Source organism: Primorskyibacter flagellatus (assembly GCF_048268605.1).
Taxonomy (GTDB): domain Bacteria; phylum Pseudomonadota; class Alphaproteobacteria; order Rhodobacterales; family Rhodobacteraceae; genus Primorskyibacter; species Primorskyibacter flagellatus.
This window is the reverse complement of sequence record NZ_JBLWVF010000002.1, coordinates 40,790-64,306: the sequence shown is the minus strand read 5'-3', so window position 1 is coordinate 64,306 and position 23,517 is coordinate 40,790. Positions and strand designations below refer to the sequence as shown.

The 23,517-nt window shown below is 60.0% G+C and carries 18 protein-coding genes; 11 read left to right on the top strand and 7 right to left on the bottom strand.

The annotated features are described in order from the left end of the window. Window positions 1-97: 97 nt before the first annotated feature. The 3 genes from ACN0WV_RS03510 to puuE are packed head-to-tail and all read right to left on the bottom strand — an operon-like array spanning window position 98 to window position 3,488. Window positions 98-1,537, bottom strand: coding sequence for a uracil-xanthine permease family protein (locus ACN0WV_RS03510; RefSeq protein WP_417603868.1), 1,440 nt, complete (start codon window positions 1,535-1,537; stop codon window positions 98-100). 56 nt (window positions 1,538-1,593) lie between these two features. After that, entirely contained in the window at window positions 1,594-2,079 is a 486-nt protein-coding gene (locus ACN0WV_RS03505) for an ureidoglycolate lyase (protein ID WP_417603867.1), read from the bottom strand. Further along, window positions 2,076-3,488, bottom strand: a complete 1,413-nt coding sequence (puuE, locus tag ACN0WV_RS03500; RefSeq protein ID WP_417603866.1) for an allantoinase PuuE — start codon at window positions 3,486-3,488, stop codon at window positions 2,076-2,078. Before puuE ends, ACN0WV_RS03505 begins: the two co-directional genes overlap by 4 nt. A gap of 141 nt (window positions 3,489-3,629) precedes the next feature. Between puuE and uraH the strand changes: the two genes are divergently transcribed. Further along, window positions 3,630-3,983, top strand: a complete 354-nt coding sequence (gene uraH, locus ACN0WV_RS03495) for a hydroxyisourate hydrolase (RefSeq protein ID WP_084351147.1) — start codon at window positions 3,630-3,632, stop codon at window positions 3,981-3,983. Here uraH and ACN0WV_RS03490 read toward each other — a convergent pair. Beyond that, entirely contained in the window at window positions 3,968-4,900 is a 933-nt protein-coding gene (locus ACN0WV_RS03490) for a LysR family transcriptional regulator (protein ID WP_417604118.1), read from the bottom strand. The genes uraH and ACN0WV_RS03490 overlap by 16 nt on opposite strands. 99 nt (window positions 4,901-4,999) lie before the next feature. On the opposite strand from ACN0WV_RS03490, the gene ACN0WV_RS03485 reads away from it, so the two are divergent. The 4 genes from ACN0WV_RS03485 (at window position 5,000) to ACN0WV_RS03470 (ending at window position 10,342) form a co-directional block, all read left to right on the top strand. Further along, on the top strand, window positions 5,000-6,235 hold the full coding sequence (locus ACN0WV_RS03485; protein ID WP_417603865.1) for a urate hydroxylase PuuD: 1,236 nt from the start codon (window positions 5,000-5,002) through the stop codon (window positions 6,233-6,235). 405 nt (window positions 6,236-6,640) lie between these two features. Then, a complete protein-coding gene (locus ACN0WV_RS03480) occupies window positions 6,641-7,795 on the top strand; it encodes a phosphoserine transaminase (RefSeq protein ID WP_417603864.1) in 1,155 nt (384 codons plus the stop codon). A gap of 102 nt (window positions 7,796-7,897) precedes the next feature. Next, a complete protein-coding gene (gene serA / locus ACN0WV_RS03475; RefSeq protein WP_417603863.1) occupies window positions 7,898-9,490 on the top strand; it encodes a phosphoglycerate dehydrogenase in 1,593 nt (530 codons plus the stop codon). A gap of 129 nt (window positions 9,491-9,619) precedes the next feature. Next, complete coding sequence (locus ACN0WV_RS03470; protein WP_417603862.1) at window positions 9,620-10,342, top strand: metallophosphoesterase family protein; 723 nt, start codon at window positions 9,620-9,622, stop codon at window positions 10,340-10,342. On the opposite strand, the gene ACN0WV_RS03465 is transcribed toward ACN0WV_RS03470, so the two are convergent. Continuing rightward, complete coding sequence (locus tag ACN0WV_RS03465; protein WP_417603860.1) at window positions 10,337-12,094, bottom strand: SulP family inorganic anion transporter; 1,758 nt, start codon at window positions 12,092-12,094, stop codon at window positions 10,337-10,339. The genes ACN0WV_RS03470 and ACN0WV_RS03465 overlap by 6 nt on opposite strands. Window positions 12,095-12,321: 227 nt before the next feature. Between ACN0WV_RS03465 and ACN0WV_RS03460 the strand changes: the two genes are divergently transcribed. The 6 genes from ACN0WV_RS03460 to ACN0WV_RS03435 all read left to right on the top strand — a co-directional run bounded on the left by ACN0WV_RS03460 (window position 12,322) and on the right by ACN0WV_RS03435 (window position 21,271). Beyond that, on the top strand, window positions 12,322-15,897 hold the full coding sequence (locus tag ACN0WV_RS03460) for a hydantoinase B/oxoprolinase family protein (protein ID WP_417603859.1): 3,576 nt from the start codon (window positions 12,322-12,324) through the stop codon (window positions 15,895-15,897). 203 nt (window positions 15,898-16,100) lie between these two features. Further along, window positions 16,101-16,535, top strand: a complete 435-nt coding sequence (locus ACN0WV_RS03455; protein ID WP_084350704.1) for a universal stress protein — start codon at window positions 16,101-16,103, stop codon at window positions 16,533-16,535. Between the two features lie 41 nt (window positions 16,536-16,576). Next, window positions 16,577-18,124 (top strand): alanine/glycine:cation symporter family protein, encoded by a 1,548-nt coding sequence (locus ACN0WV_RS03450; RefSeq protein WP_417603858.1) that lies wholly within the window; start codon window positions 16,577-16,579, stop codon window positions 18,122-18,124. Between the two features lie 223 nt (window positions 18,125-18,347). Next, window positions 18,348-18,821, top strand: coding sequence for an SsrA-binding protein SmpB (smpB, locus tag ACN0WV_RS03445; RefSeq protein ID WP_116597826.1), 474 nt, complete (start codon window positions 18,348-18,350; stop codon window positions 18,819-18,821). 408 nt (window positions 18,822-19,229) lie between these two features. Beyond that, window positions 19,230-20,087 carry a 3-mercaptopyruvate sulfurtransferase gene (gene sseA, locus ACN0WV_RS03440; RefSeq protein ID WP_417603857.1) on the top strand — a complete coding sequence of 286 codons (858 nt, stop codon included), beginning with the start codon at window positions 19,230-19,232 and terminating at the stop codon, window positions 20,085-20,087. Then, the gene (locus ACN0WV_RS03435) at window positions 20,087-21,271 is read left to right on the top strand and encodes an amino acid aminotransferase (RefSeq protein WP_417603856.1); all 1,185 of its coding nucleotides are present in this window, start codon (window positions 20,087-20,089) and stop codon (window positions 21,269-21,271) included. Before sseA ends, ACN0WV_RS03435 begins: the two co-directional genes overlap by 1 nt. Window positions 21,272-21,402: 131 nt before the next feature. Here ACN0WV_RS03435 and ACN0WV_RS03430 read toward each other — a convergent pair whose 3' ends face one another. Next, window positions 21,403-22,314: a metal ABC transporter permease gene (locus tag ACN0WV_RS03430; RefSeq protein ID WP_417603855.1), complete on the bottom strand. Its 912-nt coding sequence runs from the start codon at window positions 22,312-22,314 to the stop codon at window positions 21,403-21,405. Further along, a complete protein-coding gene (locus tag ACN0WV_RS03425; RefSeq protein WP_417603854.1) occupies window positions 22,311-23,516 on the bottom strand; it encodes a metal ABC transporter permease in 1,206 nt (401 codons plus the stop codon). Before ACN0WV_RS03425 ends, ACN0WV_RS03430 begins: the two co-directional genes overlap by 4 nt. Between the last annotated feature and the right edge of the window lies 1 nt (window position 23,517).

Here is a 23,517-nt window from a genome sequence, read left to right as displayed (position 1 = left end):
TTACCTGTTAGCTCCATGTAAACACGGTTCAAAGTCGGGATGCTTCTTGTTGAGGTACCTCATCGCTCTGCGAGCGATGAGGTAGTTCGTAGAGCAGTTATTTCCCGCCAAGCGATCCTTCACCATGACCGGACCAGCCGCCGGAGACCTCTTCGGTCGATTCGTCAGACAGCTCTTCCGGCAGGATCAGGTTCAGGACGATGGCGATCAGCGCCGCCGGAAGCAGGCCGGATGTCATCAGGATCCGCAAAGTGTCGGGCAGATACTGAACCGCTTTCGGATCAAGTTGCAGACCCAGGCCAACGGACAGGGCAATGGCAAAGATCACCATGTTGCGACGGTTCCAGTTCACGTCCGACAGCATCGAGATGCCGGCAGCCACGACCATGCCGAACATCACGACAACACCGCCGCCGAGAACCTCGATCGGAACCGTACGAATAACCGCCCCAACCTTGGGGATCAGGCCGCAGATGATCAAAAAAATCGCGCCGATGGTCACGACATGGCGGCTCATGACGCCGGTCATGGCGATCAGACCGACATTTTGGCTGAACGACGTGTTGGGAAAACCTCCAAAGACACCGGCCACCGCAGAGCCGACACCGTCAGCATAGGTCGCACCCGTGATTTCCTCTTCGGTCGCTTCCCGACCGGCACCGCCCTTGGTGATGCCCGAAACGTCACCCACGGTTTCAACCGCCGACACGAACGCCATCAGGCAGAACCCGACGATCGCGGCAAAGCTCATTTCGAAGCCGTATTTGAACGGTATTGGAAGTGCTACCGGCGCTGCACGCTCCCAGCTTTGCGCGATCCCTTCAAACGTGACCATCCCCATGCCCATGGCGTAGAAATAGCCAACGATGATGCCGATGACGACCGCCGACACGGCCAACATCCCCTTGGCATAGAACTTGAGCGCCAATGTCACGAAGACCACGACCAGAGCCGCCGACCAGTTCAGCAAAGAGCCATATTCCGGCAGATCGGCCGCCTTGGCAGGCACGCCCCCCGCAGAATATTCGATGCCGACCTTGACCAGAGCCAAACCGATCATGGTGACCACAAGGCCTGTGACCAGCGGTGGCAGGGCAAAGCGGATCTTGCCGATGAACGTCGCAATGAAGGTGTGGAACAGGCCGCCGATGACGACACCACCGAACAGGGCGGGCAGTGCCTCGACACCCTTGCCCGCAACCAGTGGAATCATGATCGGGATAAAGGCAAACGACGTGCCTTGCACGATGGGCAGACGCGCGCCGACCGGTCCCATGCCGATGGTCTGAAACAGCGTGGCGACCCCTGCAAACAACATCGACATCTGGATCAGATAGGTCATGTCGGGAAAGCCCTGCGCGCCGGCGTCAGAGCCAAAGCCGAAACCAGCGGCACCTGCGATGATGATCGCCGGCGTCACGTTCGAAACGAACATGGCCAAAACGTGCTGGATGCCCAGCGGAATGGCGCGGTGAAGCGCCGGCGTGTAATTCGGATCCCGAAGCTGTTCCGGCGTCCCTATGGATGTGTCTGCCATTATGTATTTACTCCCCTGAGAGTTGTTCGGCGCTGGCTTTCTGCCAACCGCCTTTGTCATTCTTCGATGATGAATTCCTCTTTGAACCAGTGCTCTTCAAGATTTGCTCCGTCACCGATACGGTCGATGACCGCGAACAGTCCCGGTTCGGACAAGGGTGTCAGAACGCCATGCCATGTGCCTTTGTGAAAATTGATCGCTTGTCCCGGTGCCGTCAGAAAGGCTTTGGGGTCTTTGGGAACGCCGCCCTCGTCCCGTGCGACAACCACCAGAAAGGGATCGGCGGACATCGGCACGAAGGCCTGACTGCCTAGCGGGTGCCGTTCGACCAGTTGAAGTGGCAAGGGCAAGGTTTCCTTTTTGCCTTTGAAAATGCTGATCCCGGCGCGCCCATCTGAAAAGTCCAGCGATGCCTTGTCGTGAAAGCGACCGCATTTGCCTTGGTTGATCATCTTGTCGGGCGTGCCGGACGCTTCCATCAGATCGCCATAAGGGGCGAATGCCTCAGCAGTGAGCGGCGCGGTTTTGATACGGTGTGTCATTTTCCCAACTTCTCCTGCAAGCGAAGCTCGGCGATGCGTTCGACCTGACGGCAGGCTTCGGCAAACTCGGTGGCGCGGTCGTTATCGATCCGGCGACGGAACGCCTCGATGATCGACGCCTTGGTGTTGTCGCGCACGGCGATGATGAACGGAAAGCCGAATTTTCCCGTATAGGACTCGTTCATCTCGGTCAGCGTGGCGCGTTCTTCGTCGGTCAGAGAATCCAGCCCGACAGAAGCTTGTTCGGCCGTGGATTCTGCCGTCAGACGCTTGGCTTCTGCCAGCTTGCCCGCCAGATCCGGGTGCGCTGTCAACACGCCAAGACGCTTGTCTTCGGGCGCGCTGCGAAACACCCGCGCCAGCAACTGATGCACACCTGCGGCGGTGTCGTGGGTCTGGCCGAACTCAAGCTCATAGGCACCTTCTGCGATCCATGGGCTGTGTTCGAAGATGCCACCGAATTCCGCGACGAATGTCTCGCGGTCCATATCGGAGGGGCGGGTACGGTGCATTGGCGGATTCTCCTTTGCCCAATGTTCGGCAATCTCCAGACGAGTCGCGAACCAGACGCCTTCGTGCGATTTAAAATGTTCGAGAGCACGCCGCAAAGCGGCAGCGCGGCCGGGACGTCCGATCAGACGGCAATGCAGGCCGATCGACAGCATTTTGGGTGCGCCGGCACAGCCTTCTTCGTAAAGGACATCGAAACTGTCCTTGAGATAGGTTTCGAACTGATCCCCGGACGTGAAACCTGCCTGAATGGCGAAACGCATGTCGTTGCAATCCATCGTGTAGGGCACGATCAACTGGTCGCGCCCGTCGAATTGCATCCAGTAAGGCAGATCATCGGCATAGCTGTCCGCAACATAGGCGAATTGACCGACTTCCGCTGCAAGCCGGACGGTGTTGTTGGAACAGCGGCCCGTATACCAGCCGCGAGGTGCCTCACCCGTAACTTCGGTGTGCAGGCGGATGGCCTCGGCAATCGTTTCGCGCTCTTCTTCTTCGGACATATCCTTATGCTCGATCCATTTCAGGCCGTGGCTGGCGATTTCCCAGCCCGAAGCCTTCATGGCTGCCACCTGTTCCGGCGCGCGAGCCAGGGCAGAGGTGACGCCGTAAACGGTGATCGGCAGATCGCTCAGCATGCGGTGGACACGCCAGAACCCGGCACGCGATCCGTATTCGTAGATCGTCTCCATGTTCCAGTGGCGCTGTCCGGGCCAGGGCTGCGCACCGGTTATTTCCGACAGGAATGCCTCTGATGCCGCATCGCCATGCAGAATGTTGTTCTCGCCACCCTCTTCATAGTTCAGAACGATCTGTACCGCGATCTTTGCGCCGTTGGGCCAGTTTGCGGCAGGCGGCGTCGCGCCATAGCCTGTCATGTCGCGTGGATATTGTGTCACTACATGCCCTCCTTGGTGATGTACTTGTAGAACAGAACAATGCACTTGTTTTTCAAAATAAACACGAAGCAGTCTTCAGTACCGCGGGGTTTGTGAAAAATCGCCGGTTTTGCCAGAATGTACAAAACAAAGGAGCGTTTCATGTCCGGTTATCTGACCACCCATGTCCTTGACACAGCCCGAGGCTGCCCGGCTGAAGGGATGAAGATCGACCTGTTTCGTCTTGTCGGGCCAGATCGCGAGTTGCTGAAAACCGTCGTTACCAATGACGATGGCCGGACGGACGCGCAAATCCTGCCAAGCGCAGAGTTCGAGACCGGGGTCTACGAACTGGTGTTTCATGCTGGCGAATACCTCGACCGGACAGGCACACCACCCGAAGAGCCCAGGTTTCTGGACGTGATCCCAATTCGGTTCGGAATGTCCGAAGCACAGCATTATCATGTTCCACTGCTGCTCTCGCCCTTCAGCTATGCGACCTATCGCGGCAGTTGATCAGGGAGTTTCGTATGCTTGATCGCATCGCCGATGCGGTCGGATATGAATTCCATGAACAGGCGGGTCTTTGGGTCCTGATGACGCCGATGTGTGAAAAGACACGCCATCTGAATAGGTTCGGGCGGCGTTTCCTCACCTACCACGATCAAAGCACCTGATTTTAAATAATCTGCCACTTCAAAGACGGGCTTCAGTGTTATGCCATGACCGGCAAGCGCCCAATCGACAAGGATGTCGCCGTCATCACATTCGTACCGTCCGGCCGCCCTGAACCGTTTCGGTCCGGCCTCGGTCATCAGGGGCCATTGGAACTCCGTTGCGCCGGGAAAGCGAAGATTGAGACATTCGTGCTTGCCGTTGACGATCTCGTCGCCGGAACGGGGATGCCCGCGTTTGTGAACATAATCCGGGGATGCACAAAGCACCCGCTGCACATCGGCAATCTTCTTGATCCGCAGATTGCTGTCCTCGGGCTGGCCAAGAAAATAAGCAAGATCCAGTCCTTCGGTCGTCAGATCGACTTTGCGGTCTGTCAATCTCAGGCGTAAACTGACATCCGGATACTCTGCCAGAAATGCTGGCACCTGAGGGGCGATCAGGCGTCGCCCAACCCCAAGGGGTGCCGCGACATATAGCGATCCTTTCGGACGATCCGTGATCTCGATCACTTGCGCCTCGGCTGCTTCCACTGATTCCAGCACTTCGCACGCACCGCGGTAAAACGCCTTGCCTTGTTCTGTCGCGTTCAGATTGCGTGTGGTCCGCTGAAACAGCCGAACGCCAAGATATTCTTCAAGCTGGGAAATCCGCGACGAGGTGACCGCCGGAGAAATTCTCAGGTCCCGCCCAGCCGCAGACATGCTGCCCAGCTCATAGACGCGCACAAAGGTTCGGATGTTATCAAGGTAAGACATTATTCTGCTTTTTTTGATGCAGCTTGGTAATACAGACCGATACCAGACTAATTTGAAGTCGCCTAGTGTGATGGCAAGTTCGAATCTAGGGAGGTCAGCATGTACGACTTGGCAATCATGTGGGACTGGATCGCGTTTTCGGTCCGGTGGCTGCATGTCATTACGGCGATGGCATGGATCGGCGCATCGTTTTATTTCATCGCGCTTGATCTGGGGCTTCGAAAGGTCCCGAACATGCCTGTTGGTGCGCATGGCGAAGAGTGGCAGGTGCATGGTGGTGGCTTCTACCACATCCAGAAATACCTTGTTGCGCCTGAAAACATGCCCGAGCATCTGATCTGGCACAAATGGCAAAGCTACATCACCTGGGTATCGGGTGCGGCATTGCTGATGATCGTCTATTGGGTGGGCGGAGAACTGTTCCTGCTGGACCCGACAAAAGCCGAACTGGCGCTGTGGCAAGGCATTCTGATCTCGGCCGCGTCCCTGACCGTTGGCTGGCTGGCCTATGATTACATGTGCAAATCCAAGCTGGGGGAACATTCCACGCTTCTGATGTTGCTGCTGTTCATCATTCTTGTGGTAATGTCCTGGGGCTATAACCAGATCTTCACTGGCCGGGCCGCCTTGCTTCATCTCGGTGCGTTCACCGCAACGATCATGACAGGCAACGTCTTTTTCCAGATCATGCCGAACCAGCGAATCGTGGTGAATGACCTCAAGGCCGGGCGCACACCCGACGCGAAATATGGCAAGATTGCCAAGCTGCGCTCTACCCACAACAACTATCTGACGCTGCCCGTTGTGTTCCTGATGCTCAGCAACCACTACCCGCTGGCTTTCGGAACGGAATATGCATGGATCATCGCAAGCCTGATTTTCCTGACAGGCGTCACGATCCGGCATTACTTCAACACGATGCATGCCACAGGCAGTGGCCCGCATTGGACATGGGCAGTCACCGTCCTCCTGATGATTCTGATCGCGTGGCTTTCGACAGTCAGCACCGGCGAAACATGGGAGGATGCCGAAGCCCGCGAACTGACCCCGTATGAGCAGAAATATGCGTCTGCCGCAGGTTTCGAAGACGCTTATGATACCGTGGTCGGCAATTGTTCGATGTGTCACGCAAGAGAGCCGGTCTGGGGAACCATGAAATGGGCCCCCAAAGGCGTCTATCTTGAAACGCCCGGAGATGTCGCGCGCCATGCCGGTCAAATCTATCTTCAGGCTGGCCTGAGCCACGCGATGCCGCCGCCGAATGCGATCCAGATGGACGACGACGCCCGCAAGACCATCGTGGCCTGGGTCCGCGAAGTCCGCGCTTCGGAATAACAATGCGTTCCGCCGGTTCCGAAGATGTCGAAAATTCTGGACTGGACGCCTTGCCAGAGATGGGAAGATTGCGCTTTGTTGAGCGGAGGGAGACTTCTCGAACTGGCCGTTGAGGCGTGTGCCAGATCTCTTACCGGCGTTTCTTTGTCCGGCATCCGCACATCGCCGATCTCGACGACGTGAGCCCCCTCTACTCTGGGCTTACTTGGCGGGGAACAAACCCAAATTTCCTTGTATCGGATTTGCGGCGGTAGGAAACGTGCGTTCCTGCATCGTTCTGCAAAAAGCTACATTTACCCGCAAGGCAAGTATCTTTGTCTATTGCTGTCTTTGTGGGGGATATGTATATCCGGCGGTGGGACACCCTTCCCCAACGAAGGGCGCTTATCTGGAAGGATAGCTTAAATGGCTATGACCAAACCGGCCACGCGGCCGGACAATCCGCGTTTCTCTTCTGGCCCCTGTGCCAAAATCCCTACATTCGAATTGTCAAAGCTGTCGGACGCCGCATTGGGCCGGTCGCACCGCGCTGCTGTTGGCAAGGCCAAGCTGAAGGCCGCGATCGACGAAACGCGCGCCATTCTGGGCGTGCCAGCGGATTACCGCATCGGGATCGTGCCTGCATCCGACACGGGTGCGATGGAAATGGCGATGTGGTCCCTGCTGGGCGCACGCAAGGCCGAGATGCTGGCGTGGGAAAGCTTTGGTGCGGGCTGGGTCACCGATGTGGTCAAGCAGCTGAAAATCGACGCCGAGATCAAGACCGCCGATTATGGCCAGATTGTCGATTTCGCGACAGTCGATTTTGACAATGACGTTGTCTTTACATGGAACGGCACCACCTCGGGCGCGCGCGTTCCGAATGGTGACGCGATCCCGGCGAACCGCGAAGGCTTGACGATCTGCGATGCGACATCGGCCGCATTTGCGCAGGATCTGCCATGGGACAAGCTGGATGTGACGACGTTCTCCTGGCAGAAGGTCATGGGCGGCGAAGCGGCGCACGGAATGCTGATCCTCAGCCCGCGCGCAGTGGAGCGTCTGGAAAACTACACCCCTGCATGGCCCCTGCCGAAAATCTTCCGCATGACGAAGGGCGGCAAGCTGATCGAAGGTATCTTTGTGGGCGAGACGATCAACACACCGTCGATGCTGGCGGTCGAGGATTACCTTGTTGCACTGGAATGGGCCAAATCGGTTGGTGGGCTGAAAGGCCTGATGGCGCGTGCTGATGCCAACGCCAAAGTGCTGTGGGACTTCTGCGACCGAAATGACTGGATTGCCAACCTTGCCGACGATCCGGCAACGCGGTCCAACACGTCGGTCTGTCTGAAGTTCACGGACGTGCGCATCAAGGATGGCGCTGCCTTCGCCAAGGCCGTCGCAAAAAAGCTGGCCGACTATAACGCAGCTTATGACATCGGTGCCTATCGCGATGCCCCTGCGGGCCTGCGTATCTGGTGCGGCGCGACTATCGAAGCCGCAGACGTCGAAAAGCTGACCCTCTGGCTGACATGGGCCTTTGAGGAAGTCTTGGCAGAGCAGACCGAAGCGGCCTGACCTTCACATAGCGACACGCGTCCCGGGCCTGACCCGGGACCTTACCCCTTCCCCTTTAAGCAGGAGGCCTCGGATCAAGTCCGAGGCACGCAGAGACACACCATGCCCAAAGTACTCATTTCCGACAAACTCTCCGCCGCCGCCGTCCAGATCTTCAAGGATCGCGGCATCGACGTGGATTTCCAGCCCGACCTCGGCAAGGACAAGGACAAGCTTGCCGAAGTCATCGCCCAGTATGACGGTCTGGCGATCCGTTCGGCCACCAAGGTCACCGAAAAGATCCTTGCGAATGCCACCAACCTCAAGGTCATTGGCCGCGCCGGCATCGGCGTCGACAATGTTGATCGCGAAGCCGCCTCCAAGAAGGGCGTGATCGTGATGAACACGCCTTTCGGCAACATGATCACCACGGCCGAACACGCCATCGCCATGATGTTCGCGGTGGCCCGCCAGATCCCCGAGGCCTCTGCCTCCACCCATGCCGGCAAATGGGAAAAGTCCAAGTTCATGGGGGTCGAGCTGACCGGCAAGACCCTTGGCGTGATCGGCGCGGGCAATATCGGCGGCATCGTTTGCGACCGTGCACGTGGGCTGAAGATGAAGGTTGTCGCCTACGACCCGTTCCTCAGTCACGAAAAGGCCGACAAGATGGGCGTGGCGAAGGTCGAACTGGACGAGCTGCTGCAACGCGCCGACTTTATCACTCTGCATGTGCCGCTGACCGATCAGACCCGCAACATTCTCAGCCGTGAGAACCTTGAAAAGACCAAGAAGGGCGTGCGGATCATCAACTGCGCGCGCGGCGGTCTGGTGGACGAGGAAGCGCTGGCCGATCTGCTGAAATCCGGCCATGTTGCGGGTGCCGCTTTTGACGTTTTTGCGCAGGAACCGGCAACCGAGAACCCGCTCTTCGACCTGCCCAACGTGGTTTGCACCCCGCATCTGGGGGCTGCCACCAGTGAGGCACAGGAAAACGTGGCCCTTCAGGTGGCCGAGCAGATGTCGGACTATCTGCTGACCGGTGCTGTGACCAACGCGCTCAACATGCCGTCGGTCACCGCCGAAGAAGCCAAGGTCATGGGGCCGTGGATCAAGTTGTCAGAACATCTTGGCAGCTTCATCGGGCAGATGACGGACGAGCCGATCAAGGCGATCAACATTCTATATGATGGCATCGTCTCGGAAATGAACCTGGCCGCGCTGAACTGCGCCGTCATCTCGGGTATCATGAAACGTGCCAATCCGGATGTGAACATGGTGTCCGCCCCGGTCATCGCGGCAGAGCGTGGCATTCAGATCTCGACCACCAATCAGGAACAGTCCGGCGTTTTCGAAGGCTATGTGAAAGTCACCGTCGTCACCTCCAAATTCGAGCGCAGCATTGCCGGGACGGTCTTTTCGGACGGCAAGCCTCGGTTCATCCAGATCAAGGGCATCAATATCGACGCCGAGATCGGCAACCACATGCTGTATACCACCAACGAAGACGTGCCGGGCATCATCGGCACATTGGGGCAGACCATGGGCGAGAATAACGTCAACATCGCCAACTTTACCCTCGGTCGTTCCGCCGCAAAAGGCGAAGCAATTGCCCTGCTCTATGTCGATGAAGCGGTGCCCGCAGCGGTTCTGGACAAGTTGAAGAGCACCGGCATGTTCCAGCAGGTCAAGACGCTGGAATTTGACGTCGCCTGACGCGCCCTTAGATACATGATACGAAGCGCCGCCACGCTATCCGTGGCGGCGTTTGCGTTTGCCCTGACGGGCAGGGTTTAGAACTCACTCCAAACGCGCTAGATCACGTTGTAACGAGAGGACGCTTTCATGACCCAGCCGATTTTTGCCATCGGAGACATTCACGGCCAATACGACGCCATGCAGCGCGCGCTGGATCACATCGAGGCGGACCCGGCCTTTCCCGCTCGGGTAGTCTTTCTGGGCGACTATCTTGACCGTGGGCCGCAGGCCAAAAAAGTCATCCAGTGCCTGATCGACGGGATGGATGAAGGACGGGATTGGATTGCATTGTTGGGCAACCATGACCGCTACATGCTGAACTTCCTCGAAGATCCCCGCTACCGGGACCCAAACACCCGCGATCTGCTCGACTGGCTTGACGACCGCATTGGCGGACGGACGACATTGGCATCATATGGTATCGATACGGGCAGCGACCGGTCGCCAGAGGCGATACATGCCGATGCTCTGGCCGCAATCCCGAAGGCCCATATCGAGTTCATCCGCAATCTGCCGCTGATGCATGTGACCGACGACCATGTTTTCGTGCATGCGGGGATCAGGCCCGGCGTGCCGCTGGAGGATCAGGTCGAAGAAGACCTGATCTGGATCCGGAAAGGGTTTCTGGAAGACGAGCGCGATCACGGCCGTCTGGTTGTCCACGGGCACACGGCGCTACAGGTCCCGCAACATTACACCAACCGCGTCAACCTTGATGGCGGCGCGGGCTACGGTCGCCCGCTTTACCCAGCGCTGATCGAGGGTAACAAGGTCAGCCTGCTCTCGGGACGCCAGCGCATCAGCCTATGACGCTGCACGCGACTGCGTGGACGCACCTGCAAGTGCAACCCACGCGTCATATTGCGACAGGAACAGCTCGCCAGTCAGCTCGTCCAGAAAATGGCTGCGTTTAAGCCTGTCCGTCACCGGCCCTTTGACCTCTGACAGGTGCAGGCGGATGCCCATATCGGCCAGCCGGTGCATGACAGCCTCCAGGCTTTCCAGCGCGCTCATGTCGATCTCGTTCACGGCAGAGCACATCAGCACGACATCGGTGATCGGCTCGTCGCAGACCACGCGGTCGGTCACGTAATCCTCCAGAAAGCGCGCATTGGCGAAATACAGGTTTTCATCGATGCGTAGCGTCACCAACGAAGGCCGGGTTTCCACCTCATGCCGGTTGATGTTGCGGAAATGCTGCGTGCTGGGCACCAGCCCCACTTCCGCGACATGCGGGCGCGACGTCTTGTAAAGAAACAACCCGATTGACAGCAACACACCTGCCGAGACACCAACCTCCACCCCGAATCCCAGCGTCAACAGGATGGTCGCGGCAACGGCGGTGAAATCGACTTTGGAATAGCCCCAGGTCTTCTTGAGAATCGAGAAATCCACGAGACTGAGAACCGCCACGATGATCGTCGCGGCAAGCGTGGCCTTGGGAAGGAAGAACAACAGTGGCGTCAGCAACAGCGCGGCCAGCGCGATGCCAATTGCGGTAAAGGCACCCGCCGCCGGCGTCTCTGCGCCCGCGTCGAAATTTACCACCGAACGGGCAAAGCCGCCCGTCACCGGGTAGCCGCCGGAAATTGCCGCAGCGATGTTGGAGGCGCCGAGGCCCACAAGTTCCTGATCCGGAACAATCCGCTGGCGCCGCTTCGCGGCAAGCGTTTGCGCGACGGAAACAGATTCAACAAACCCGATGACCGAGATCAGCAAGGCCGACACGAACAGCGTGCCCCACATATCCATATCCCAGCTGGGCAGCGTCAGGGGTGGCAGGCCCTTTGGCACCTCGCCCACGATTTTCACGCCCCTGTCACCCAGTCCGAACAGCCAGACGGCAATTGTCGTGGCAGCAACCGCCGCCACCGGTCCGGCCTTGGCCACAATATCGGCAAGCCGGGGATTCAGCCCAGCGCTCAACAGCAGCGGCTTCAACCCCTTGCGGACCCAGAACAGGAAAGCGATCGTGGATACCCCGATCATCAGCGTGATGAGGTTGGTCTGGCCAAGTTTGTCGATGATCGAGGACACAAGCTCGATCAGGTTGTGCCCGCCCGCATCGATCCCGAAGATATGCTTTAGCTGCGATGTGGCGATCAGCACGCCCGACGCGGTGATGAAGCCCGCGATCACCGGATGCGACAGGAAATTCGCCAGAAACCCCAGCCGGAACACGCCCATCACCACAAGGATCAACCCCGACAGGAACGCCAGCGTGACCGCCGCCGTCGCGTATTCCGCCGTGCCTTGCAGCGCCATATTCCCCACCGCGGCCGCCGTCATCAGCGACACCACCGCCACCGGCCCCACAGCCAGCACCCGGCTGGTGCCGAAGATCGCGTAGGCCACCAGCGGCAGGATAGACGCGTAAAGCCCCATCTCGGCAGGCAAGCCCGCGAGAAGGGCATAGGCCAGCGATTGCGGGATCAGCATGATCGTGACAATCACCGCCGCCACCAGATCCGAGGTCAGCGTATCGCGCCCATAGGTCTTGGACCAGGTAAGAATTGGCAGGTGCCGCTCCAGCGCAGCGCGGGTGAGTTTTGGTGGTGTCATCAGTCTGTCCAGTTCCTGTGGAAACCCACGCCCAACCGTGCAGGCGATGCGATGGCTAAGCCGTTATGTATTCATATTGGCGAATATGTAAAGGCCCGCGAAGTTCAGATCTCAAAGGCGCGCAGCTGAAACCTGCATCCAGCAAGGTTGCCAGCCTCTCTGCCCATCGCGTTGACATCCTGCGAGGCAACAGGAAAGGCTGGGCGCATGCAGCACGGAGAGCAGACATGAGCGGAGCATGGGAATTCTGGATCGACCGTGGCGGCACGTTTACCGACATCGTGGCGCTTTCGCCAGAAGGTCAGGTGCAGACGCACAAGCTGTTGTCAGAGAACCCCGAACGCTACCGCGACGCCGCCGTGCAGGGCATCCGCGACGTGATGGGCTGTGACGGCACATTTGCCGACAACGCCATCCACGCCGTGAAGATGGGCACAACCGTTGCCACCAACGCCTTGCTGGAGCGCAAGGGCGAGCGGGTCCTGTTGCTGATCACGCAAGGGTTTCGTGACCTCTTGCAGATCGGCTATCAAACCCGGCCCCGTCTGTTTGATCTGGAAATCGTGCGCCCGGACCTTCTTTATGATCGGGTCGAGGAAATGACCGAACGGCTGGATGCCGAGGGCTCCGTCCTCACACCGCTGGACGAAGACGCGGCGCGCACTGCCCTGCAATCCGCTTATGATGACGGGATCCGCGCCGTCGCCATTGCCGGCCTGCACGCTTATCTCAACGACACGCATGAGGCCCGCGCGGCCAAGATCGCGCGCGAGATCGGGTTCACCCAGATTTCGACCAGCGCCGATGTCAGCCAGTTGTCGAAACTGGTCAGCCGGGGCGATACCACCGTGGTCGATGCCTACCTGTCGCCGATCCTGCGCCGCTATGTCGATCAGGTGGCAAGCGCGCTGGATCTGGGCCGCGCCTGTCGCAGCCTGCTGTTCATGCAAAGCTCTGGTGGTTTGACCGATGCGCGGCTGTTTCAGGGCAAGGATGCGATCCTGTCCGGTCCGGCGGGCGGCATCGTCGGCATGGTCAAGACGGCAGAGGCCGCGGGCCATGACCGGCTGATCGGTTTCGACATGGGCGGCACCTCGACCGATGTCAGCCACTATGCGGGCGATTATGAACGCAGTTTCGAAACCGAGGTCGCAGGCGTCCGGATGCGGGCACCGATGATGGACATTCACACCGTTGCGGCCGGCGGCGGCTCGGTTTGCAAATTTGAGGATGGCCGGTTTCAGGTCGGCCCCGAAAGTGCGGGTGCCGATCCCGGCCCGGCCTGCTATCGCCGTGGCGGACCGCTGACCGTGACAGACTGCAACGTCATGCTGGGCAAACTGAGCCCTGATCACTTTCCCGCCGTCTTTGGTCCGGAGGGCGATCAGCCGCTCGATCTTGCTGTGGTGCGCGAGAAATTCGCCACCCTTGCGCAACAGGTCGCCGAAGCGACCGGCGACGCGCCCCGCTCGCCCGAAGATATGGCCGAAGGATTCCTGCGCATCGCCGTCGACAATATGGCCAATGCGATCAAGAAGATCAGCGTGCAGCGCGGGCATGACGTCACCCGCTACACGTTGCAGTGCTTTGGCGGCGCAGGCGGGCAGCATGCCTGTCTTGTGGCCGACGCGTTGGGCATGAAACGCGTGTTCATTCATCCGCATGCCGGGGTGTTGTCCGCCTACGGAATGGGGTTGGCCGAAATCCGCGCCATGCGCGAAACGCAGGTGGACGCCCCCTTGCAGGATATCGAAGCCGCACGGCACGCGCTGGACCGCATTTCCGAAGAAGCCCGCGCCGAGGTTGCCAATCAGGGCGTTTCACAGATCGATGTCCGGCAGCGCGCGCATCTGCGCTATGACGGCTCGCACCAGCCGCTGGAGGTGGCTTTTGGCGCGCCGGACAAGATGCGCGCGGATTTCGAGAACGCCCACCGCCAACGCTTCGGTTTTGCCTCGCCCGAGCGCGACATCCTGTTCGAAATGCTCAGCGCCGAGGCCGTCGGCGATACCGGTCAGGTGCCCTCGGCCGTTTTGCCGGAGGGTGACGGCGCAGCCAAGGCGCAGATCCCCGTTCATTTGGCAGGCGATGTGCAAGATGTCCCGCTTTACCTGCGCGAGGCTCTGAACGCCGAAAACGCAATCAACGGTCCTGCGATCATCACCGAACCGACCGGCACCAATGTGATCGAACCGGGCTGGACCGCGCAACTGGACGGTATGGGCAACCTGATCCTTGATCGCACCTCCGAAGCTGACCGCGCGGGCGCCGCCGGGACGCAAGCCGATCCGGTGATGCTGGAAGTGTTCAACAACCTGTTCATGTCCGTGGCCGATCAGATGGGGGCGACGCTGGCCAACACTTCTTGGTCGGTCAACATCAAGGAGCGGCTGGATTTCTCCTGCGCGATCTTCGACGAGGCAGGCGATCTGGTGGCCAATGCGCCGCATGTGCCGGTGCATCTGGGGTCCATGTCCGACAGCATCAAGACGGTGATGCGCGACAATCCGGATGTGGCCGAGGGCGACGCTTTCATGCTGAATTCGCCCTATAATGGCGGCACCCACCTACCGGATGTAACCGTGGTCACGCCGGTCTTTGTCGATGGCAAACCGGTGTTCTGGTTGGGGTCGCGCGGGCATCACGCCGACATTGGCGGACGGACCCCCGGCTCGGCCCCGCCCGACAGCACCCGGATCGAGGAAGAAGGCGTGCTGATCGACAATGTCCGCCTTGTGGCCGAAGGCACGCTGCAAGAGGACACCGCGCGCGAGGTTCTTTTGTCAGGCCGCTACCCGTGCCGGAACGTCGATCAGAACATGGCCGACCTCAAGGCGCAGGTCGCCGCCAATGAAACCGGCCGACAAGAGTTGCTGAAGGTCGTGCGGACCTACGGGCTGGACGTGGTGCACGCCTATATGGGCCACGTTCAGGATAACGCCGAAGAAAGCGTCCGCCGGGTGATCGACAAGCTGACGGATGGCGCATTCAGCTATCCGATGGATCATGGCGCGGTGATCGAGGTCAAGGTGAGCGTCGACCGTGCCAACCGCACCGCGACCGTAGATTTCACCGGCACCTCGCCGCAGCATTCCGGCAATTACAACGCCCCGCTGGCGATTGCCCATGCGGTGGTGCTGTATGTTTTCCGCACGATGGTAGGGGCAGAGATCCCGCTCAACCAAGGCTGCCTGAAACCGCTGAAGATCATCGTGCCCGAAGGCTCCATGCTGCATCCGGTCTATCCGGCTGCCGTGATTGCGGGCAATACAGAGGTCAGTCAGGCCACCTGCAACGCCCTTTACGGCGCGCTGCACGTCATCGCCTGTTCGCAGGCCACCATGAACAACTTCGTCTGGGGCAACGAAACCTTCCAGAACTACGAAACGATTGCCGGCGGCACCGGTGCCGGGCCGGGCTTCAATGGCTGCGACGCCGTGCAAAGCCATATGACCAACACCCGCATGACCGACCCCGAAACGCTGGAGAAACGCTTTCCCGTGCGGCTGGAGGCGTTCGGCATTCGCGAAGGTTCTGGCGGAAGTGGAAAATGGCGGGGCGGGAACGGAGCGCTACGTCGCATGCGGTTTCTGGAGCCGGTGACGGTGACAACCCTGTGTTCGCACCGCATCGTACCCCCCTTCGGCGTCGATGGTGGCGGTGATGGCGCGGTCGGTCAAAACTGGGCGGAGCTGTCTGATGGCCGGCGCGTGGAGCTGAACGGCAACGATGAAATCGACCTGCCGGCGGGCGGCGTTTTCGTGATGCAGACGCCAGGCGGAGGCGGCTGGGGCGAAAGCTAGAAACGCGTCACAACCCATAGATGCAAACAGTCGCATGTATCGGCTGCGCGCCTTATTGTGCCCAATTAGCCTGTAGACTGGGTGAATTTCGGGCACTTTGTCGATTTATGTCAGAATTAAGGGAAGAGCGTTACATCTGATGCTGCTATGCTTCGCTGATCTGTCGCTGCATCGGGCAGCGGCAAATCACCAGGAGTATCGCAATGTCAGGAAAATTCGTCGTCGCATATGACGGCAGCCCGGCGTCCAGACGGGCGCTTGATTTCGCGGCCGACCGTGCCGCGGCACAGAGCACAACGCTGGTGGTTGTGCATGTGTTGGAATGGTCGCCCTATTCCTTCCTCACGCCGACCGAAATCGAAGAACGTCATGTGCGTCGCCGCCAAGAGCTTGAACGCGCTGAAAAGGCGCTGATGGCCCCGGTGGTCGAGGAGTTGTCCAGCAAGGGCATCACAATCGAGACTGTCATCAAATACGGCCATATTTCAGACACGCTGTGCGAGGTGGTGAAAGACAAGGGCGCGACGCAGATGTTTGTCGGTCGCGACGGTCATGGTGCCTTGTCTGCGCGCGTGTTCGGCTCTGTCGCCGGATCGCTTGTCCAGATCGCCCCGGTACCGTGCACAATCGTACCGTAAAATTGCCGCACAAGAACAGCAATCAAGAACAGGGATATACAATGTCACGTTTTCCACTTTTGCTGGCGATCATCGTCACCACATTGGGCAGCCTCGCCGGTCCGGCGATGGCCCAATCCATCGACGAGAAAGTCAATCAGATATTCGCCAGTTCTACCGGCTGGTTTGTGAATTTCATTTTCAGTCCGTTTCCCGGCACATCCTTTCCCTGGATTGTTGCCTGGCTGGTGGTCGCGGCCACGATCTTTACCATCTACTTCGGGGTAATCCAGTTTCGGGCCATTCCGCATTCCATTGCCTTGGTAAAGGGCGACTATTCAGATCCTGACGACGCCGGCGAGGTCAGCCACTTTCAGGCGCTGGCGACGGCCCTTTCGGGCACTGTCGGTCTGGGCAACATTGCCGGTGTGGCGGTTGCCGTGGGCATCGGTGGCCCCGGTGCCACGTTCTGGATGATCCTGGCGGGCCTCATGGGCATGGCCTCGAAATTCACCGAATGCACGCTGGGTGTGAAATACCGGAATGAGTTTGCAGACGGCCATGTTTCGGGCGGCCCGATGTATTATCTGACCAAGGGCTTTGCAGAGCGCAGCCTGCCCGGCGGTCGCTTCCTTGCGATCATGTTCTCGATCTTCTGTATCCTGGGTGCCCTTGGTGGCGGCAACATGTTCCAGTCCAACCAGGCGCATGCGCAGATCACCAATGTGGTCGGCGACTATCCCGGCTGGATTACCGGCGTCATTTTTGCCGGCATCGTGTTCGCTGTCATCGTCGGCGGTCTGCAATCCATCGCCAAGGTAACAGAGAAAATCGTGCCGTTCATGGGCATACTCTACGTCGTGACCGCGCTGGTCATCCTTCTGGTGAACTATGACAAGATCGGCTGGGCCTTCGGCCAGATCTTTGGGGGAGCCTTCACCGGCCTTGGTGTCGCAGGCGGCATGGTCGGTGCGCTGATACAGGGTTTCAAGCGGGCTGCGTTCTCGAACGAAGCGGGCGTTGGTTCTGCCGCGATCGCCCACTCTGCCGTGCGGACGAAAGAACCGATTACCGAAGGCTTCGTGTCGCTGCTGGAGCCGTTCATCGACACCGTGGTGATCTGCACCATGACCGCGCTGGTGATCATCATCACCGGTCAGTTGATGGTTGACCCGAATACAGGGCTTTATCTTTTGGACGAAGCAGGCAGCGCAATCCAGACAGTCGACGGAAATTCCGGTGTGGCTCTGACCTCGGCGGCGTTCAGCCAGACCTTTGGCTGGTTCAAATATGTGCTGGCTCTCGCGGTCGTCCTGTTTGCCTTCTCGACGATGATCTCGTGGTCCTATTACGGGCTGAAGGCCTGGACCTACCTGTTCGGCGAAGGCAAGAGCAAGGAACTGACCTTCAAGGTGATCTTCTGCATCTTCGTCGTGATCGGTGCCGCCGCAAGCCTTGGACCGGTCATCGACTTCTCCGATGCCGCGATCTTCTCGATGGCAGTGGTCAACATCATCGGTCTTTACTTCCTGATGCCTGTCGTCAAGCGCGAGCTTGAAAGCTATCTCACGCGTCTGAAATCCGGCGAGATCAAGCGCTACAAATCCTGATCTGTTTGGCTAAGCAGGAAAGGGGCGGCCCATGGGCGGCCCCTTTTTGCGTCACCCGCCCCGGACTTGATCCGGGGCCTCTGCCCTGCTCCCGGTGCCGTCCGGATAACCTGTGCCGCGCGGCCATGATCCTGCGCTAAAGTAACACCACGCAGACAGCCCAGAGATGTCCCGAACGAAACCAGCGTGACAGCCGACGCGCGGACGTGTAATCACCCCCATGATGGCAAAGACAATATCAGATCCGAACTACAAGGTGATCGCCGAGAATCGGCGCGCGCGCTACGACTATGCCATCGAGGATGATCTCGAAGTGGGCATCATTCTGATGGGCTCCGAGGTGAAATCCCTGCGCACCGGGCAGTCCAACATCGCTGAAAGCTATGCCACCGTCGACGACGGCGAGCTGTGGCTGGTGAACGCGTACATCGCCCCCTACGATCAGGCGATGTTCGGTCACGAGGATCGCCGCCGCCGCAAGCTTCTTGCCAGCCGCAGGGAACTTGCCCGGTTGTGGAACGAGACCCGGCGCAAGGGCATGACCCTTGTGCCGCTGGTGATGTATTTCAACCATCGGGGCATCGTGAAGCTGAAGATCGGTATCGCCAAGGGCAAGAAAAACCACGACAAGCGCGCCACGGAGGCAAAGCGCGACTGGGGACGTCAGAAACAGCGCCTGCTGCGTCAGAACCACTGAGCGTCCAAACAAAAAGCTTCGGGATTTTGTTCGCAAGCGCACCTGACCGGATCATGGCACGTCCGTGCAATTGGCGCGATTTCCGGCCTTGGCCGGAAGAGCACCCGTTACGCACCTCATTATCGGCTTTTGACCTTGCGAGGCTGGCCGCACCGTGATGGGCGCGCTGCCGAAAGCTCCTCGCCCACGGCAGGTTGATCAACGCTCGCGTCGGGGTCAAAGGCCGCCTTGGCGACACCATCCCGCCGACAGTGTCGGGCTGCGTGGTTATGGCCGTTCTCGATTGTGCCCGCAACAAGATGGGAAATAAGCGACGATCAGCACGCAGACCGCCCTGCGGCACCGTCTGACACTTGCCACTATGCCCCACAGACCGTATGCAAAGACGCAACTGATCTCGGGGGAAAAATGGCACAAGACGATCCCAGGACACTGGTCTCAACGGACTGGCTCGCGGCGCATCTCAAGGATCCTGACCTGCGCATACTTGACGCGTCATGGTACTTGCCTGACGCAGGGCGCAATCCACGCAGCGAGTATGACGCAGCGCATATTCCCGGTGCCCGCTTTTTCGACATCGCCGAAATCGCGGACAACCGCTCGGACCTGCCGCATATGGTGCCGCCGGTTGAAAAGTTCATGTCACGCCTCCGGGCGATGGGCGTCGGCGACGGCCATCAGGTGGTGGTCTATGACGGCATGGGAATTTTCTCTGCCGCGCGGGTCTGGTGGCTGTTTCGCCTGATGGGCCAGTTCAACATCGCCGTTCTGGATGGCGGCCTGCCCAAATGGCTGGCCGAGGATCGCCCGACCGAAGACATGCCCCCGATCGTGCGCGACCGCCACATGACAGTGCGCCGCCAGAACCATATGATCAAGGATGTCACACAGGTGGCCTCGGCCTCCAAGCTGCGCAACCATGAAATCATCGATGCGCGCGCGCCCAGCCGATTTGCCGGAGCAGAGCCCGAACCACGCGAAGGATTGCGCGCGGGCCATATTCCCGGCGCGCGCAACGTCCATTATGCAACATTGCTGAACGACGACGGCACGATGAAGCCACCGCAGCAACTGCGCACGATATTCGAGGATGCGGGCGTCGATCTTGCCCAGCCTGCCATCACCACTTGCGGATCGGGCGTCACAGCCGCGATCCTGTCCCTCGCGCTGGAGCGTATGGGCAAGACCGACCACGCACTTTATGACGGATCCTGGGCCGAATGGGGCATGTTCCCAACGGTTCCCGTCGCCACCGGAGACGCCTGATGTTCGAAAACCTCAAAGCCCAACCCGCCGACAAGATCCTTGCGTTGATGCAGGCCTACAAGGAAGATCCGCGCGAGACCAAGATCGACCTGGGCGTCGGTGTCTACAAGAATGCCGAAGGCGTCACACCCGTGATGCGCGCCGTCAAGACCGCGGAAAAGCGCCTGTGGGAAGAAGAAACCACCAAAAGCTACGTCGCCCTTGCCGGGGATCCGGCCTTTTCCGACGCGCTGATCGCCTTGGTACTGGGCGATGCGGTAGAACGTGAAAACGTCGCCGCTGCGGCAACGCCCGGCGGCACGGGCGCGGTCCGTCACGCGTTCGAGATGGCCCGCATGGCCAACCCCGATGTCCGCGTCTTCGTGTCTGATCCGACATGGCCGAACCACCTGTCGATCCTGAAGTTCATGGGCCTGCCGACGATTTCCTATCGGTATTTCGACAGTGACACCGGCGCGGTGGATTTCGACGGGATGATGGAAGATCTGGCGCAGATCAAGAAGGGCGACCTCGTGTTGCTGCATGGTTGCTGCCACAACCCGTCCGGCGCAAACCTGAACCTGACACAGTGGCAGGCGGTTGTTGACCTGCTGCTCAAGACAGGCGCGACACCGATGATCGACATCGCCTATCAGGGTTTTGGCGACGGCTTGGAAGAAGACGCAGCAGGCACACGCCTCGTCGCGTCTTCCGTACCCGAATGCCTGATCGCGGCCAGCTGCTCGAAAAACTTTGGCGTCTACCGCGAGCGTACCGGCCTTCTGATGGCCGTGTCGCAGGACGCCTCCGCGCGTCAGCTTAACCAAGGCTCTCTGGCTTATCTCAACCGTCAGAACTTTTCCTTCCCACCTGATCATGGCGCGCGACTGGTAACCATGGTCCTGACGGACGAGGCCCTGCGCGCTGACTGGGCATCAGAAGTGGAAGACATCCGCAAAGGCCTGCTTGATCTGCGCGAACAGTTGGCGGGCGAGTTGCAACGCCGTTCAGGCTCGGACCGCTTCGGCTTCATCGCGCAGCATCGTGGCATGTTCTCTCGCCTCGGCTGCACGCCTGATCAGGTCGACACCCTGCGCAGAGATCACGGCATCTATCTGGTCGGTGACAGCCGTCTCAACATTGCGGGGCTGAACAAGACCACCGTTCCGATCCTCGCCAAGGCGATCATCGACTCCGGCATCTGACTACCGTGACACAACCCGTGCTCGAAAACTGTCCAAGGCAGATCGGGCGCGGGCTCACGTCGCAACGAGCACCAGAAACCTGCGTGCCGCAGGCACTCATTTGGATCAAACCCGCGCCATAGAGTGCCGACCTAAGACGCCTTGCGGTGCGGCGCGAACAGGGCCGTTGCCGCAAGGATCATACCCGATACCGTCGCGATCATTCCTGCCGCGCTGACAGAGTTCTGACCCCCCAGCCATAACGGGCCATATCCGGCCAGCACATAGCCCAGCACTGCTGACAGGCAGGCAAACGCCACACTCCACCAGATTTGCGTTTCCAACCGTTCGGTCATCAGGCGCGCCGCGGCGGGCGGGCAGATGAACATCGCAATCACGATGATCGACCCCACTGCATCAAACGCCGCAACCGCTGCGGATGCCGCAGTGACGACCAGCGCCAGCCCCAGCAACGTTGCCGGAACGCCCTGAGCGCGGGCAAATCCTTCGTCGAAGGTGGAGATCTTCAGCGGCCGCCACAGCAGCCGAATAAATGCCACAACCGCCACCAAGGTGATCGTGATCCGGGTCAGTTCCGGCGGCAAGGATGCCAGCGCCACGGGGTCGAGAAGGGATTCCCACCCCGCCGCTTCCAGCCAGATCAGGCTTTCCAGGTTGCCATAAAGCGCATGTTGCACGTCCAGATGCACCGACGAGGTGTCGGATTGCTCCAGCAGCAGCACCCCGCCGGCGAACATTGCCGTAAAGGTCACGCCCATGGCGGCACCTGCATCGACGCGGCCCAGTCGGCGGATCAGCTCTATCAACCCAACGGCGATCAAGGCGGCCCCCGCCGCCCCCAGCATCATCGGCCAGGTTCCGATCCGCCCGGTCACGAGGAAGGCCACGACAATGCCAGGAAGCACCACATGGCTGATCGCATCGCCGATCAGCGCCTGCCTGCGCAGCACAAGGAAATTGCCGGGCAACGCGCAGGCAATGGCCGCGAATGTGCCGATCAGCAGGGGCGGCAGCGAAAGCGCCACGAACTCTGCGCCGATCATGGCGTCACCCCCTTTGGCCCGCCGATGCGGCGGTCGATCTCGGCCAGTTGGTCGGCGGTCAGGACCGACGCGATATCGGTCATACCGTTGTCCTGCATCGCCAATGGTGCCAGGCTGTCGCTGCGCCGCACCGCTTGCCATCGGGCCTCGTCGCGCAGGATTTTTGCGGCGCGGGCGCGGCCCGCATCGGTGATCACGTTATCGGCCCTAAGAAACCCCTCGCGCCGCAAAAGCCTGCGGGTCAGACGTTCATAGACCGGCTGGCCTTGCGCCAATGAAATCAGCCCCTGCCGCAGATGCACGCGTCGCTGAAATCGCCGGTATCGCAGCGCAGCAGCCAGTACCCCCCGCCCCGGTGCAACAAGCAACGACACCACGAACAGCACAAAGCCGATCAGCACAATGATCGGCCCCGTCGGCAAGGCGGGCGCAGTGGCAGAAATCGCAGCGCCGACATAGCCCGCCAGACCGCCGAACAGCCCCGCCAGCGCCACCACATACTCCGCCCGGTTGGTCCAGAAACGCGCGGTGACCGCCGGGATGATCAGCAAGGCCACGATCATGATCAGCCCGACGATCTTCAGCCCTACCACGGTAATCGCCATCACCAGCGCCATGGTCAGAAAGTCGGTCCGGCTGACAGAGGTGCCCGCAGTCTCGGCATATCCGGGATCAAAGGCGACCTGGATCATCGGCCGCCGCAGCAGCAGCGCAAGTGCCAGAACCAATGTCCCGCCAATCGCTAGCGTCAGCGCGTCGCTGAACAGCATTCCCGCCGTGGACCCCAAAAGAAACGTCTCCAATCCCGCTTGTCGCCCGCTGGACAGGGTCTGAATGACCGTCAGGATGACGATCCCTGCGCCGAAAAACACCGACAGCACCGCCCCGATCGCGGCGTCTTCGGCCAGTCTGGTATGCCGTGTCAGCCATGTGACGCACAGCAACCCCGCCAGCGCCGACAGCGCCGAACCCGCCAGCAATCCCGGCAGCCAGCGGCCATCGCCGCCAAGCGCCACCATCACCAGAAAGGCCAGACCGATGCCGGGAAGGGTCGCGTGGCTTATCGCATCCGACACCAGCGAGCGCTTGCGCAGGAACAGAAACGTACCGGTCGCCCCCGCCGCCACGCCAAGGCTGGCCGCCCCCAACGCCACCAGCGTTGCGTTATAGCCCATTTGAAGAAGAAGCGCGTCACGCAACATG

Coding starts and splice junctions, on each gene's coding strand:
- ACN0WV_RS03510 (WP_417603868.1), bottom strand. CDS start 1,537: ATGGCAGACACATCCATAGGGACGCCGGAACAGCTTCGGGATCCGAAT.
- ACN0WV_RS03505 (WP_417603867.1), bottom strand. CDS start 2,079: ATGACACACCGTATCAAAACCGCGCCGCTCACTGCTGAGGCATTCGCC.
- uraH (WP_084351147.1), top strand. CDS start 3,630: ATGTCCGGTTATCTGACCACCCATGTCCTTGACACAGCCCGAGGCTGC.
- ACN0WV_RS03490 (WP_417604118.1), bottom strand. CDS start 4,900: ATGTCTTACCTTGATAACATCCGAACCTTTGTGCGCGTCTATGAGCTG.
- ACN0WV_RS03485 (WP_417603865.1), top strand. CDS start 5,000: ATGTACGACTTGGCAATCATGTGGGACTGGATCGCGTTTTCGGTCCGG.
- ACN0WV_RS03480 (WP_417603864.1), top strand. CDS start 6,641: ATGGCTATGACCAAACCGGCCACGCGGCCGGACAATCCGCGTTTCTCT.
- serA (WP_417603863.1), top strand. CDS start 7,898: ATGCCCAAAGTACTCATTTCCGACAAACTCTCCGCCGCCGCCGTCCAG.
- ACN0WV_RS03470 (WP_417603862.1), top strand. CDS start 9,620: ATGACCCAGCCGATTTTTGCCATCGGAGACATTCACGGCCAATACGAC.
- ACN0WV_RS03465 (WP_417603860.1), bottom strand. CDS start 12,094: ATGACACCACCAAAACTCACCCGCGCTGCGCTGGAGCGGCACCTGCCA.
- ACN0WV_RS03460 (WP_417603859.1), top strand. CDS start 12,322: ATGAGCGGAGCATGGGAATTCTGGATCGACCGTGGCGGCACGTTTACC.
- ACN0WV_RS03455 (WP_084350704.1), top strand. CDS start 16,101: ATGTCAGGAAAATTCGTCGTCGCATATGACGGCAGCCCGGCGTCCAGA.
- ACN0WV_RS03450 (WP_417603858.1), top strand. CDS start 16,577: ATGTCACGTTTTCCACTTTTGCTGGCGATCATCGTCACCACATTGGGC.
- smpB (WP_116597826.1), top strand. CDS start 18,348: ATGGCAAAGACAATATCAGATCCGAACTACAAGGTGATCGCCGAGAAT.
- sseA (WP_417603857.1), top strand. CDS start 19,230: ATGGCACAAGACGATCCCAGGACACTGGTCTCAACGGACTGGCTCGCG.
- ACN0WV_RS03435 (WP_417603856.1), top strand. CDS start 20,087: ATGTTCGAAAACCTCAAAGCCCAACCCGCCGACAAGATCCTTGCGTTG.
- ACN0WV_RS03430 (WP_417603855.1), bottom strand. CDS start 22,314: ATGATCGGCGCAGAGTTCGTGGCGCTTTCGCTGCCGCCCCTGCTGATC.
- ACN0WV_RS03425 (WP_417603854.1), bottom strand. CDS start 23,516: ATGTTGCGTGACGCGCTTCTTCTTCAAATGGGCTATAACGCAACGCTG.